This is a genomic window from Peribacillus sp. NPDC096447, from assembly GCF_044762725.1.
Classification (GTDB): domain Bacteria; phylum Bacillota; class Bacilli; order Bacillales; family DSM-1321; genus Peribacillus.
Window position 1 is genome coordinate 601,946 of record NZ_JBIWEV010000001.1, and the last position, 14,522, is coordinate 616,467.

Annotated in this window: 14 protein-coding genes; 2 read left to right on the plus strand and 12 right to left on the minus strand. The window is 44.6% G+C overall.

Annotated features, from left to right (window positions below):
* Positions 1-13: 13 nt before the first annotated feature.
* Both secDF and ACIQZD_RS03025 read right to left on the minus strand, forming a co-directional pair.
* Entirely contained in the window at positions 14-2,275 is a 2,262-nt protein-coding gene (gene secDF, locus ACIQZD_RS03020; protein ID WP_402898022.1) for a protein translocase subunit SecDF, read from the minus strand.
* Between the two features lie 195 nt (positions 2,276-2,470).
* Positions 2,471-2,776 (minus strand): post-transcriptional regulator, encoded by a 306-nt coding sequence (locus ACIQZD_RS03025; protein WP_137020410.1) that lies wholly within the window; start codon positions 2,774-2,776, stop codon positions 2,471-2,473.
* Between the two features lie 171 nt (positions 2,777-2,947).
* Between ACIQZD_RS03025 and spoVB the strand changes: the two genes are divergently transcribed.
* Entirely contained in the window at positions 2,948-4,510 is a 1,563-nt protein-coding gene (gene spoVB, locus ACIQZD_RS03030) for a stage V sporulation protein B (RefSeq protein ID WP_402898026.1), read from the plus strand.
* Positions 4,511-4,538: 28 nt separating this feature from the next.
* On the opposite strand, the gene ACIQZD_RS03035 is transcribed toward spoVB, so the two are convergent.
* Positions 4,539-5,195, minus strand: a complete 657-nt coding sequence (locus tag ACIQZD_RS03035; protein ID WP_402898029.1) for a DUF421 domain-containing protein — start codon at positions 5,193-5,195, stop codon at positions 4,539-4,541.
* Between the two features lie 193 nt (positions 5,196-5,388).
* Between ACIQZD_RS03035 and ACIQZD_RS03040 the strand changes: the two genes are divergently transcribed.
* Positions 5,389-5,760: a TIGR04086 family membrane protein gene (locus tag ACIQZD_RS03040; protein ID WP_170971607.1), complete on the plus strand. Its 372-nt coding sequence runs from the start codon at positions 5,389-5,391 to the stop codon at positions 5,758-5,760.
* Between the two features lie 46 nt (positions 5,761-5,806).
* Here ACIQZD_RS03040 and yajC read toward each other — a convergent pair whose 3' ends face one another.
* From yajC to ACIQZD_RS03085, 9 genes are all read right to left on the minus strand, one after another.
* On the minus strand, positions 5,807-6,091 hold the full coding sequence (gene yajC, locus ACIQZD_RS03045) for a preprotein translocase subunit YajC (RefSeq protein WP_402898034.1): 285 nt from the start codon (positions 6,089-6,091) through the stop codon (positions 5,807-5,809).
* Positions 6,092-6,133: 42 nt separating this feature from the next.
* Positions 6,134-7,273 (minus strand): tRNA guanosine(34) transglycosylase Tgt, encoded by a 1,140-nt coding sequence (tgt, locus tag ACIQZD_RS03050; RefSeq protein ID WP_101222768.1) that lies wholly within the window; start codon positions 7,271-7,273, stop codon positions 6,134-6,136.
* 36 nt (positions 7,274-7,309) lie between these two features.
* Positions 7,310-8,338 (minus strand): tRNA preQ1(34) S-adenosylmethionine ribosyltransferase-isomerase QueA, encoded by a 1,029-nt coding sequence (gene queA / locus ACIQZD_RS03055; RefSeq protein WP_402898037.1) that lies wholly within the window; start codon positions 8,336-8,338, stop codon positions 7,310-7,312.
* Between the two features lie 38 nt (positions 8,339-8,376).
* Positions 8,377-8,583, minus strand: coding sequence for a DUF2905 domain-containing protein (locus ACIQZD_RS03060; protein ID WP_137020415.1), 207 nt, complete (start codon positions 8,581-8,583; stop codon positions 8,377-8,379).
* Positions 8,580-9,578 carry a Holliday junction branch migration DNA helicase RuvB gene (ruvB, locus tag ACIQZD_RS03065; protein ID WP_034308811.1) on the minus strand — a complete coding sequence of 333 codons (999 nt, stop codon included), beginning with the start codon at positions 9,576-9,578 and terminating at the stop codon, positions 8,580-8,582. The genes ACIQZD_RS03060 and ruvB overlap by 4 nt, the downstream gene beginning before the upstream one ends.
* Positions 9,579-9,589: 11 nt before the next feature.
* Complete coding sequence (gene ruvA, locus ACIQZD_RS03070; protein ID WP_137020417.1) at positions 9,590-10,204, minus strand: Holliday junction branch migration protein RuvA; 615 nt, start codon at positions 10,202-10,204, stop codon at positions 9,590-9,592.
* A 344-nt stretch (positions 10,205-10,548) separates the two neighbouring features.
* Entirely contained in the window at positions 10,549-11,049 is a 501-nt protein-coding gene (locus ACIQZD_RS03075) for a BofC C-terminal domain-containing protein (RefSeq protein ID WP_402898042.1), read from the minus strand.
* Positions 11,050-11,158: 109 nt separating this feature from the next.
* Positions 11,159-11,758: a YhcN/YlaJ family sporulation lipoprotein gene (locus ACIQZD_RS03080; protein ID WP_402898045.1), complete on the minus strand. Its 600-nt coding sequence runs from the start codon at positions 11,756-11,758 to the stop codon at positions 11,159-11,161.
* Between the two features lie 102 nt (positions 11,759-11,860).
* Entirely contained in the window at positions 11,861-12,808 is a 948-nt protein-coding gene (locus ACIQZD_RS03085) for a phosphotransferase (RefSeq protein ID WP_402898048.1), read from the minus strand.
* Positions 12,809-14,522: the final 1,714 nt, after the last annotated feature.

Sequence of the window (14,522 nt, forward strand, 5' to 3'; positions counted from 1 at the left end):
CCCCTCTCACCTATTAAACTTGTCCTTCAAGACTTTGTTTCTTCTCTTTTGCGGTATTCAGCGGACCTTTCTTCTTCAATTCCCTGATTTTTAAATCAAGCCAGAATTGGGAAGCGATCAATAGCGATGAATACACTCCGCATATCAAACCGATAAACAGGGCAATGGAGAAGTTACGGATAGCTTCACTACCAAAGATCATCAGCGCGATGACCGTAATGAGAACGGTCAGAACCGTGTTAATGGATCTTGTCAAAGTCTGCCTGATACTGATGTTCACAATGCTCTCAAGCTCTTCGACGGTTTTGATTTTACGGCTGAAGCGTAGGTTTTCACGAATACGGTCAAAGGTTACGATCGTATCATTGATCGAATAACCGACGATCGTCAGAACCGCAGCAATGAAGGTGATATCCACTTCGAGCCGGAGTAAGCTAAAAATCGTGATGATGAAGAATGCATCATGTATAAGCGCGACAACGGCAGGTACAGCCATTCGCCATTCAAATCGTATCGATACATACAATATGATTCCGATTGATGCAATCGCTAACGCAAACATGGCATTTTTCGCAAGCTCTTTCCCTACAGTCGGTGATACGGTGCTGACATTCGGTTCTGCTCCGTAATCCTTCTTGAAATGATCCTTCAATTCAGCAATCTCTTGTTTATCGAGGACACCGACTGTCCGAACGACAGCATTTTTATTGTCTTGTCCAGCGAGCCTGACATCCTTGATATCCTCTTCGTCGATACCGACCTTTTCCATTTCGGTTTTGACTTGCTGTGTCGTCAAGACGTCTTTGGAAGCAATCTCGATTCGGGTGCCGCTCGTGAAATCAATCCCAAGATTCAATCTAAAGACGAGCAGGAATATGATCCCGATAATGGTGACACCGATTGAAATGCCATAAAAAACTTTCCGATGTTTGACGAAATCGATTTTATCAAAGCGTGTTGGCAATGACATTAAATCCATTTTCTCGGATAAATCGTGAATGTGCTTCTTCTTCACGCCAAACCATCCTGTACGTTTGTCGAGGAACCCGCTATTCACCCACAGGCTCATGAAGAGGCGTGTACCATAAACGGCTGTAATGAAACTCATTAAAATCGAAATGATCAAAGTGGTGGCAAACCCTTTAACCGAGCTTGTTCCATAATAGAACAGTACGGCCGCAGCCAGCAGGGTCGTTAAGTTGGCATCCGTGATTGTAGCAAGTGAATTTTTAGTACCTTCTTTATAAGCCGCCTTGACGGATCTGCCAAGTTTCAATTCATCCCTGATTCGCTCATAGGTTATGATATTGGCATCGACAGCCATCCCGACCCCGAGTACCAATGCCGCAATACCAGGCAGCGTAAGGACCGCATTCATCCAATCAAACACTAATAGAGTCAAGAAAATGTATATGCTTAAAGTAACGACTGCAATGAATCCCGGGAAGCGGTAATACACAAGCATGAAGATAAAAACAAGTGCAATTCCGATGATTCCTGCAAAAATGGTATCATTCAGTGCACCTGCACCAAATTGGGCACCTACAGAAGTGGAGTACTTTTCTGTTAAATCCACAGGCAGGGCACCTGCATTCAGAAGGGCTGCAAGCTCTTTCGCTTCTTCCACCGTGAATTGACCGGTAATATACACCTTCTTCGTATTAAAAACTTCACTGACAGCTGGAGCTGAAATCATATTGTCTTGTGAAGAGGTATCTTTGATGGAATCTTTTCCTTCCTCAAAATCCAGCCAGATTGCAAGTACATTAGTAGGACTTTCCATCGTGGATATTTTTTGGGTGATGTCCTTAAATTTATCCACATCTTTCAATGTGACTTCAACAACCGGTTGATTATCTTGGAACGTTTGTTTCGCGCCGCCTTCTTTCAGGTCGGCCCCGGTCATCATTTCCTTATCGTTGTAGTCACGGAAGGATAATTTAGCTTGTGTCGAGAGGATTTCCCGAGCGTTGTTTTGGTCTTTGACCCCAGCCAATTGAACTCGGATCCGGTCTTTCCCTTCGATTTGGATGTTAGGCTCGCTAACACCCAAAACATTGACACGCCGCTCAAGCGAGCTTACTGTAGCCCGTAAAACATCCGGGGTGATCTTCTCCCCAGACAGCGGTTTTACTTCATATAACACTTCAAAACCGCCTTGAAGATCAAGACCCAGCTTGATATCCTTTAGGATTCCTTTTGAAGTCGTCCCCATCGCTGCGAAAATCAAAAGTGCGATTAGAAAAAACGCAACGATCCTGCTTCTTTTTACCATTATGTAGTAGGCCCCTTTCTATAATACGCCTGTTCCTGAAGTTAAAAAAACTGTCATTTTTTGTTTATATGATAACTGCATTCCCTTTACTTCTTAAGAAAAAAGACACAGCTTTCCATGCTTTTCCAAAAAAAGCATAACCATATCTATTATGAGTCAAATACAAACAGCTGTCAATTTAAGTATATCTTTGCGTCATTCTTTCAAAAGTTCCTTCAGTTCCTCTTCAGAAAGCGGCTCAAATAGGTTTGGTGATTTATAAGCTTCGACCATTTGGAAGGTCATGAATTGATTGCTCGAAAATGTCACGATATCTGCGACAAGTTCATGTATGTGAATGTTTTCCTGCGGACGCTTCCATTTATTTTTCGTTAAGGTTCCCCATATGTCTTCCTCTGTTACGGCATTCAATCCGACCATTTGGAATTCCTCACGCTTACTCTTCAAGAATGGACGCACCTTCAGATAATACCTTTGATAGGGATGATTCTTTTTTGCCATCACTTTGCCTCCAGTAAAAATGATTCTCAAATGAATGCGCATTTTCTTAGAAGGGTTTCTCATCATTTGTTAGAACGCAAACAAACACTTTTGTCATGCTTTGTCCAAGTACAAGCATATAGATAATTGTATAGCATAACCGCTTTTTTGAGAAGGCAGGGAGGGAGTTCAATGTCCAAATTTTTAAAAGGGACGCTGATTTTATTAATCGCAAGCCTGATTACAAGGGTTCTTGGTTTCATTAACCGCATTGTCATCGCCCGCTTCATCGGCGAAGAAGGCGTTGGTTTATATATGATGGCTTTACCGACCCTCTTTCTCGTCGTGAACATAACCCAGTTAGGCCTGCCAATCGCCATTTCGAAATACGTGGCTGAGGCCAATGCCAAAGGTGATGAACGGAAAATCAAGAAAATCCTTGTCGTCTCTTTGGCTTGCACCTTTACTCTATCGATGATTTTCACTCCTGCGATGCTGCTTTTCGCGCCGGCTCTCTCAGAATACCTATTCACTGACGAACGGACGGTATGGCCGCTAATGGCGATTGCCCCTATCGTACCGATCATCGCCATATCTTCCGTACTGCGCGGTTATTTCCAAGGCAAGCAAAATATGAAGCCCTTCGCTTTCTCACAAGTTATCGAACAGGTTGCCCGAATCACTTTCATAGCCGTTCTGACGAAGGCCTTTTTGCCATATGGAATCGAATATGCTGCAGCCGGGGCGATGTTCGCATCGATTATCGGTGAGCTTGTATCTCTCATCTACTTATTGACCAGTTTTAAATTAAAGAAACATTTTAAGTTCAGAAAGGGCTTTTTCAAGAATGTCAAATCCGGAAAGGGAACGTTCACCGAATTGATGGGAATTGCCCTTCCTTCCACCGGAAGCAGGATGATTGGATCGGTTTCGTGGTTTTTCGAACCGATAGTGGTCGCCCAGAGTTTGGCACTCGCCGGAGTCACCGCGGCCGCAGCGACCAGTCAATATGGGGAGCTTACAGGGTACGCCCTGCCTTTACTCATGCTTCCTTCCTTCGTTACGTCGTCATTGGCGACGGCACTTGTCCCGGCAGTGAGCGAAGCCCGTACGACCGGAAACTTTTTACTCGTTGAACACAGGCTTCAGCAGGCACTGAAGATCACCTTTATCACCGGCTGTTTAGCTATCGTCATTCTGTTCATCTTTGCCGAACCGATTTTACAAGTCATGTACGGCTCTTCGCATGCTGCTGTTTTCATTAAATTCCTGGCACCCTTTTTCATCCTTTATTACTTTCAATATCCGCTGCAATCCATGCTGCAAGCACTGGATCTTGCAAAGGCCGCAATGTTCAACAGCCTGGCTGGTAACATCCTTAAAATCGGTGTGATCTGGCTGCTGGCGTCAAAGGAAAGTTTCGGAATCATGGGAGCCGCAATCGGGATAGCCGTCGGTACGATGCTTGTTACCTTCCTGCATTTTTCAACTGTGCTGAAGGTCGTCCCTTTCACGCTTCATTTCCGCAGCTATATGTCAGCTTTGGTCCTTGCTTTAATTTCCGGATGGGGCGGTTATTATCTGTATCAATTCCCGCTCTCCTCACAGCCACTTGGCATACGGCTTTTGCTTTCCGTGACCGTCGTTATCCTACTGTTCACATTTTTCCTGCTTATGACCGGCAGCATAAAAAAGGCGGATCTGATCAGGATTCCTGTAGTGGGCGGCTTTTTATCAAAATTCGCTTGGAAATAAAATGAACCGAAGCATTAAAAGGCTTCGGTCATTTCTTCGTTTCATTTTTGTCGATGTAAAATTGGCCATCTATGTACCCGCAAATCGAAATCTCTTTTATCTTCGTTTCTCCCAGTTTTTTCAACTGGTGCCGGAGCCAAAAATGATTTTTGCCAATTCTATCGAGATTATTCTCCTGTATCTCCCCATCGATTATAAGGGGATAAGGTGTTTCCTTGATTTTAGACCTTTTGCCTTTGGTATTCTTGATGATCGAAAGCTTCCCGGTAGATTCGAGGATTGCGAATTGTACTTCATTTAAATCACTAATCCCCTGTTCACGCAGCTGGGTCAATAAATCATCGAAAGTATATCGTTGCTTACGCATCGCTTTTTCATCTATTTTCCCTTGATTGATGATGATCTGCGGCGTACCGTCCACGATGTTTCGAAATCTAATGCTTTTCAATGAAATGAAAGCCAATATTATTTGGATGAAAGCAAGAACGAACATCGGAATGATTTGCCTGAAAAATGGTCTATCCAAGTCTTCAAATGATAGAACGGCGATGTCCCCGATCATGATGGATACCACTAAATCAAGAATGCTCAATTCCCCAACTTCCCGCTTACCCATCATTCGAAAAAGGATTAAGATGACTAGATAGATCACTGTTGTCCTAAAAATAATAGCCAGGATATCCATTTCAATACCACATCCTTCATCCATAGCATGGCTTGGGAAATGAAAAATTACTCCAAAATCTTTTCTAAATTTACGGGAAGCTTCTTAAAGCTGGTCTAAAGGTTCGATATGGGGAATATGCTTGTACAAACACATAAACAGGCTATACGTATCAGCCTTTTAAAAAGGAGGAATACCCATCGAAACTAAAAAAATGAGTGTCGCCGTAATTTATGGCGTAGGCTCCATCTTTGCCATAGCGATGATTGCAAGTTTAATCGTATCCATCCTTCTTCGTTTCACTTCACTGACGGAATCATCCCTGACATACGTGATCATGATCGTGTCCTTTTTATCGCTGTTCATTGGTGGATTCATTTCAGGAGGCAAAGGGAAAAAGCAAGGTCTATTCTTGGGCGGAAGCACTGGGCTGCTTTATCTGTTGGTCGTGTTCCTTTTCCAATACTTAGGCCACGATGCACTCTTCACGATCAAGCAATGGATATACTATGGCTGTTTCGTGATTACGGCCATGATGGGTGGCGTTCTTGGGGTCAACATGAGTTCCGACTCCCGCTCCGATTAAAAAAACACAGCAAAAAACCGGGCACATGGCCCGGTTTTCGTTTGTTTTATAGGGATGTTTCTTTATTTGGTGCGCTTTCCTTAATTTCACGGATTGCAGCACGGTCAAACGTCAGTTTTGTGCCGTCTGGTGATTTAATGACGATTTGCAGTTCATCGATTGCATCGATTGTTCCGTGCATGCCGCCGATAGTAGCAACTTTATCACCTTTTTTCAAACTGCTTTGCATGTTTTGCGTAGCCTTTTGGCGTTTTTGCTGCGGACGGATCAATAAGAAATAGAACAATACGAACATTAAGATCAACGGAAGTATTTGTGTTAAATTACCCATTCTGTATATTCACTCCTTTCGTTCATTAAAATATGTATGGAATTAGAAGTTTCTCGCATTTGGTTCATTGAAACCATACTGCTCAAAAAACTCTTCCCTAAAGTCTCCAAGACGATCTTCTCGAATAGCTTGTCTGACCTGTTCCATCAAGTTTAACAGAAAATGAAGATTATGGTAAGTCGTAAGACGAATTCCAAAGGTTTCTTCACATTTAATCAAATGGCGGATATATGCCCGGCTATAATTCTTGCAAACATGGCAATCGCAATTTTCATCGATTGGACCGAAATCGCGTGCATACTTCGCATTTTTCACAACCAGCCGCCCATTGCTCGTCATAAGCGTACCATTACGCGCGATTCGCGTCGGCAGTACACAGTCAAACATATCGATACCGCGGAGTGCACCATCGATCAATGAGTCCGGCGAACCGACTCCCATCAGGTAACGAGGTTTGTTACTTGGCAGCAGCGGACTTGTAAACTCAAGGACGCGGTTCATGATATCCTTCGGTTCCCCAACGGATAACCCTCCAATAGCATAACCCGGGAAGTCAAGGGAGACAAGGTCTTTTGCACTTTGTTTGCGAAGATTTTCAAACTCCCCGCCTTGTACGATTCCGAACAGCCCTTGGTCATTTGGACGCTCATGTGCATTCAAACAGCGTTCCGCCCAGCGTGATGTCCGTTCTACCGACTTCTTCATATACTCTTCAGTCGCCGGAAATGGCGGACATTCATCAAATGCCATCATAATATCCGAGCCAAGCGCATTTTGTATTTCCATCGCTTTTTCCGGAGATAAAAATAATTTATCGCCATTCAGGTGGTTCCTGAAATGCACGCCCTCTTCCTCAATTTTGCGGAACTCGCTCAAACTGAAGACTTGAAAGCCGCCTGAGTCGGTCAAAATCGCCCGATCCCAGTTCATGAACTTATGCAATCCGCCAGCTTCCTTGATGATTTCATGCCCCGGACGCAGCCATAGGTGGTACGTATTGCTCAGGATGATGCCTGCCCCCATTTGTTTCAAATCTTCCGGGGACATCGTTTTGACGGTAGCCATCGTTCCAACCGGCATAAATGCCGGCGTTTCAAAAGAACCATGCGGCGTATGGACCCGGCCTAGCCGTGCCCCTGTCTGTTTACATGTTTTGATTAACTCATATCGTATTGCAGTCAACGCAATAACTCCCTTCAAGAGCTTTTCACTCTTATATTACTTAATTAACATTGCATCTCCAAAACTAAAGAACCTGTATTTTTCTTCCACGGCCGTTTCATAGGCATGAAGGACATGCTCCCTGCCTGCAAGTGCAGAAATAAGCATGATTAAAGTCGATTTGGGCAAATGGAAGTTCGTTATCATCGCATCGATCCCTTTGAACTCATAACCAGGATAAATGAAGATGCTCGTCCAGCCATTCTCTTCCTTGAAAACCCCATCATTACGGGACGCAATCGTTTCCAATGTCCTTGTGGACGTAGTGCCGACCGTAATGATTTTCCCGCCTTTTTCTTTCACATCATTCAGTAATCTGGCAGTGCCTTCAGTCATTTGATAAAATTCGGAATGCATTTCGTGGCTGTCAATATCGTCGACACTTACTGGTCGGAATGTACCAAGCCCGACATGCAGCGTGATGAATGCGATGTGGACACCCATCCCTTTAAGTTTCCCGAGCAAATCCTCCGTAAAATGCAGGCCAGCGGTAGGTGCCGCTGCAGATCCCCGTTCACGCGCATATACCGTTTGGTAGCGGTCCTGGTCGTCGAGCTGTTCCTTGATGTATGGAGGTAACGGCATTTCGCCAAGCTTCTCCAGTATTTCATAAAATATGCCATCATATTTAAATTCAAGGATTCGGCCGCCATGCTCGAGCACGCCTGTACAGACGGCACTCAGCTTACCATCGCCAAAAACGATTGTCGAGCCTTCTTTAATCCGTTTGGCCGGCTTCACAAGCGTTTCCCATACATCATCATGCTCTTGCTTAAGCAGCAAGACTTCGATTTTTGCACCCGTTCCTTCTTTACTGCCGTATAGCCGGGCCGGAAGCACCTTCGTATCATTCAACACAAGGCAATCTCCCGGTTTGATATATTCCGTGATATGGCTGAATACATCATGCTGAAGCTTGCCGGTTTCTTTGTCCAGCACCATCAATCTACTTGCTTCCCTATCCTCCAAAGGAACTTGTGCAATCAGTTCCTCCGGTAAATGAAAATCAAACATATCCAATTTCATCTGTTCCACTTCCTTACGTGTCTATCAAGCTGTAATCATTATTTAAAACGGCCGATCAAATAAAAAATCGCGGACAATACAACACTGACAATGATTGATGTAACGATGGGAAAGTAAAACGTCGTATTCCCCTTTTTCAGAAAAATATCTCCCGGCAGCCTGCCGAGACTAATATATTTCATCGCAAAACCAATCACGAATATAATCACACCGAGAATCATAACCATCTTTGGTATATTCATCATTCAGGCATCTCCATTCCGAAATGCTCATAAACAAGCTGTGTTGCCATCCGGCCTCTTGGGGTACGCTGAAGAAAACCGACTTGTAACAGATATGGTTCATACACATCTTCGATCGTATGTGCCTCTTCGCCAATCGTTGCAGCAATCGTTTCCAGACCCACGGGCCCGCCACGGAATTTTTCAATGATCCCTTTAAGTAATTTATGGTCAATATGATCGAGTCCTAAACGGTCGACCTGCATTAATTCAAGCGCATAATCGGCAAGCTCGGCCGTTATCGTACCATCACCGCGTACCTGGGCGAAATCCCTGACCCTCCGTAAAAGCCGATTGGCAATCCTCGGTGTGCCCCTTGATCTTCTTGCAAGCTCTGCCGCTGCTTGATCATCCATTTCCGTATCCATGATTCTTGCCGTACGGATGATGATATCAGTCAAATGGTTTTCCGTATAATATTCAAGACGGCTCAAGACGCCAAAACGGTCCCTGAGCGGTGCAGAAAGTGAGCCTGCACGTGTCGTGGCCCCTACGAGGGTAAACGGCGGCAAGTCGATCCTGATCGAACGGGCTTCCGGTCCCTTACCGACTACAATATCCAGACAGAAGTCCTCCATAGCCGGGTATAGCACTTCTTCGACGACACGGGGAAGACGGTGAATCTCATCAATGAACAATACATCACCCGGTTCAAGTGCACTCAAAATGGCCGCCAGATCTCCCGGCCGCTCAATGGCGGGACCGGAAGTCGTGCGGATATTCACACCCATTTCATTGGCGATGATGACGGCAAGCGTCGTCTTTCCAAGGCCAGGCGGTCCATATAAAAGTACATGATCGAGCGTTTCTTCACGCATCCTTGCCGCTTCGATGTATACACTTAAATTCGCTTTCACTTTATCCTGTCCGATATATTGCTTTAAGTTTTGCGGCCGCAAGCTTTGTTCAAAGGACAGTTCGTTCAAATCGGCTTCCTGATTGAATATTCTCTCCTCCATTGCGCCACTCCTTATCTTAACATCATTTGCAATGCTTTCTTAATATATTGCTCGGTCGTCATATCTTCCGCCTGCAATTTCTTGGCAACCTTTTGGACTTCCTTTTCAGAATAACCAAGAGCCTTCAATGCAAGGACGGCTTCATCCAACTCCTCCGTATAACCATTTGGACTGAGTGCAGCCGTGACGCCTTCGTTAAACAAGCTTGGAAACGCATCCGGAATAATATTTTCAAGTTTCCCTTTTAAATCGAGGATCATTTGCCGTGCCGTTTTCTTTCCGACTCCCGGGAATTTCACCAAAAACGATTCATCTTCATTTTCGATCGCCTGCACCACCTGATCAACCTGGCCAGATGCCAATATGGCTAGAGCACCCTTCGGCCCGATTCCGGTTACATTCAATAATTTTGTGAATAACGCCTTTTCTTGTCGAGTCTGGAATCCGTATAATGCGGCCATATCCTCACGAACATAATGATACAAGAAAACTTGAATTTCTTTCTGGTATTGAGCGGAAAAAATAAAAGGATTCGGCGTCATCACTTGATATCCGATCCCCCCATTTTCCACAACTATGTATTCAGGCCCAATATAATCGACCTTGCCTTTTATATAATCATACAAATTAATTCTCTCCCTGATTTTGCTGTACCTCTCATTTTATCATAAAAAGGGGTGTTGTTCATTAAAAGTTATTTCATATTCTGCAAAGTCTTTTCACAATGACTTTCGGTGTCACTATCATCCATAAAACAATGTTGATTGGAACGGGTATGCGAGACTCCTGCGGGAAATACGCGTCCAAGGGAGACCCCACAGGTGCACAGGCGCAGAGGGCGGACCGCCCGCGGAAAGCGAGTGCCTGCAGTGGAAATCAACTGTCAAATTGTAAATACCAAAAAAACTGTAGACAAACTCCATTATTATCGAGTTTATCTACAGTCTGAAGGATCGGATATCATCCCACCCTAGTTTACCGAATATGGCTCATATTCTTTAATGAGCTGTTTATATTGGTCTTTATTCATGATCGGAATCCCTTTTTGCAGTTCCTCCTGCTTGTATGCTTCTAGTTTACCAACGTCTATTTGGTAGAAAGTATGAATGATCTTGGCGTGCTCAGGCCTTCCGATAAAAATGGATAACGTACCATCTTCCCTCATCCCAAGGTAACCATTCGCTTTTAAAAGCGGAGATATGTCATTTTCAATTTTCTTCATGACAATCTGCTCTTCATTTTGATCGACTACTTTCCATCCTTCATATTTTGACCAAAAGTCCTCCATCGACCAAATGGTTTCTGTCAATTTCTCTTCACTTAACTCGCCATCCAGATACATACGCTGAAGAATGACCTTCCTCTCAATTGGATCATTTTCCTTTTGAACGGTTTCTTCGGCAAAAACGGTTAAGCAAAATGGCAATATGAAAAGCGTCAAGAAAAATTGGATTCTGAGTTGATTAATCAATATACTCACCTCTTAAGGCGTTTACTTTTTATGTAGTTTGACCCAAATAAGGATTATTAACCAGAAAAAAATCAAAAAGAGCTGACTCCATATCGGGTCAGCCCACTAATTATTTCAAGTGATTTTCGTGAATGTTAAGGTTATCGAACATGTCATTGGCATCCAAAATGATCATTTCCCTCGTATCGCCATCCCGAAGATTGTTATCAAGTGTCATCGTCCTGAAATAGACACCTTCATCGGTGGTGACATATAGGGTACGGCCATTGGTAAGCGGTCCGATTTCCTTCTTGATTCTTTCTTTAACATCTTTTGCTTGGCTGTAGTCATCAAGCAGCAAGGCTACCAGCATTTCGTCTTTCATGATGATCGTCCTGGCATCGATGACCGGCTCCACTTTATTGGCGACCCCATTGACTTTGTCGGCTAAAGCGCCTTCATAAGAATTATAATAAGATGATCGCGCCTTAAGCGGTTTACTCTCATGTCCATGGTAGTTACGGTCACTCGTACTGTACGCATCATCTTTATTGTATAACCCTTGCACCATATTCTCATAATTGATGTTGCGTACCAATGCATCTTTTTCATGGTATCCTGTATCATTCGTGATATTTTCATTTTCCGCTGTATCATTATTAGCACATCCAACCAAACTGACGGCGGCCAATACCGTACAAAGCGGCTGTGCCCATATTATTTTCTGCACCAATAACCCTCCCATTGCAATTGAATGAGCTATATTCCGCTCATAATTAGCATGGGTGTCGAACGGGAAATGTACTCTGTAAGATACGGCCAAAAACCCGTTTTAATTCCTATTAAGGGAAGAAATCCTTTTTGCCAATTTTTCATTCATCGCCATCCGCTCCGAAAAACCTTCCACGGACATTTTCCAGACCGAATGAAGCTGGGAAGAACTTTTATTAAGACGATTCCATTCACGGAAAATATCGGTAGGATAAGTTAAAGCATATAAAAAGGCCAGGTCTGACTGATACCTTTGCAATTGCGGCACTTCCCACAGCTCGGTGGCCGCATCTTCCAAATGATGCGATATTCGATTTGCATACTGTAAATAATCAATGCACCTCGGGGCATTTGCCATTAAGTCAAAATCGATTAAAGTCAAAGTGCCGTCAGCTCTGCGCAAGAAATTATGGTGAGCACAATCGCCATGAATGATTACTTTCTTTTCCTTATTCCATAAAGACTGATTTTTATCAAACCCCTCTAGCGCCCACTCACCCCATCTAACCCATTCCTTGATAATATCTTCGGAAACATATTGGCGAACATAAGAAAAGTTCTTTTTAAAAAGTGATAAACGTTCTTTCCACTTTTTTGATTGATTGAACACAGGCGCGTTAATGGAGAGATGTTCCGACACATCATGGAAGCTTTCCAATAACTTAATTCCCTCTAAACGATCCTTATGATTGGAATATCTGAATTTTTTCTTACTCGGCGGAAAATAGTCCATACTCCCATACCATTTCCCTTTAAATTCAAAGGGCATTAAATTCTGATGAATATAATACGTTTGATGAAAACCCTTTTGTTTTAACAATGAAGTCAATTCTCTTTGCCGATCCCACTTTTCAAAGCTGTCGAATCCTTTAAGGATCATTGAATGACCCTTTTCAAAAGTTATTAAATAGACACTGCTTTGAATATGGTGGACATTCTTTGGCTTACGATTTAAATAAGAGAGGAGACGAGTGTTAAAAACACTGTCTCCTTGATAATTAGTAGTCATCGCTTTCATCTACATATGTCGGTATCCCAAATGTTTCAGGCGCACGAACGCCCCCGAATTGGCCTGGCTGGCCACCCATTTGTCCAGGTAACATAGCTTCAGGTTGCCCCCCTAGCTGACCGCGCATCATTTCCGGCTGACCACCAAATTGTCCAGGCATCATTCCCGGCTGGCCTCCGTTTTGATCGCCCATCATCCACGGCTGACTTCCATTTTGACGGCCCATCCACGGCGGACCTCCGGTTTGACCGCCCATCATACCTGGCTGACCTCCATTTTGACCGCCCATCATACCTAGCTGGCTTCCATTTTGGCCGCCCATCATCATACCTGGTAGGCCTCCGTTTTGGCCGCCCATCATCATGCCCGGCTGGCCTCCGTTTTGGCCGCCCATCATCATGCCCGGCTGGCCTCCGTTTTGGCCGCCCATCATCATGCCCGGCTGACCTCCGTTTTGACCGCCCATCATCATGCCTGGCTGAACTCCGTTTTGAACGCCCATCATAAATGGAGGACCTCCTAATTGAATCTCTTTTATTCCTGGTAAACCTCCGTTTTGACCGCCCATCATCATGCCTGGCTGAACTCCGTTTTGGCCGCCCATCATCATACCTGGCTGAACTCCGTTTTGAACGCCCATCATCATTTCCGGCTGAACTCCGTTTTGGCTGCCCATCATCATGCCTGGCTGAACTCCGTTTTGGCCGCCCATCATCATGCCTGGCTGACCTCCGTTTTGGCCGCCCATCATCATGCCTGGCTGACCACTGTTTTGGCCGCCCATCATGCCTGGCTGACCTCCGTTTTGGCCGCCCATCATCATGCCTGGCTGACCTCCGTTTTGGCTGCCCATCATCATGCCTGGCTGACCTCCGTTTTGGCCGCCCATCATCATGCCTGGCTGGCCACCGTTTTGGCCGCCCATCATCATGAATCCTTCATATTGAGCCGATTCTACTGACTCTTCTTCATATTGTTGCATCTCTTTCTCCATTTGAGACTCATTAAGTGACATCCCTTGGTATGGGGCCTGTTGCTGCTGTGACTGAACGGATTGATATTGGTGATAATCTGGATGGTGATGTGCATTGGCATCCATTTTTTGGTTCCCTTGATACTGCCCTTTCACTTCCGGCCCATAAGTTCCAAGTAACCCCTTATTACAGCCGCAATCTTCCTCTTCCTCACCGGCAGCCTGGTTATACTGCTGAGGGAAGTTATAGTTATTGTTGTATGAAGATGGCGATTCGCCTGGTGACTCATAATCCTGCTGCATATATGAACCTGCTACTTGAGCTTGTTGATTCATCCCTCCATAGTAATGGTGCGGAACCGGTGCGGAGGCTTGATATGGATATTGTTGCTGGCTTGGTATATTCATGCTCGCCCCCTGGACGAATCCTTGATCCATCATTTGCATGTCAGGGGATTCACCCCAAACCTCAGAGCTCTCTTCCATCATTTCATAACCATATGCTTCCGGAGCCGCCTGATACCCTGGAGCTCCTTGATATGGGGCTTGCATATGCATCTGCGCCCACGGTGGCGGCTGAATGCAATAACCGCTTCCGGGCAAAATGGGTGTTACTGGAATACAATCATCCACCGGCTCACTGTATTCCTGTGCTGGCTGTACAGCTGGCTTTTTCTTCTTTTTAGTGACTGCCGGCTCTTCCTTTTTCTTTGGTAAAGGTGGTGGTGCAGGAGGCTTTTG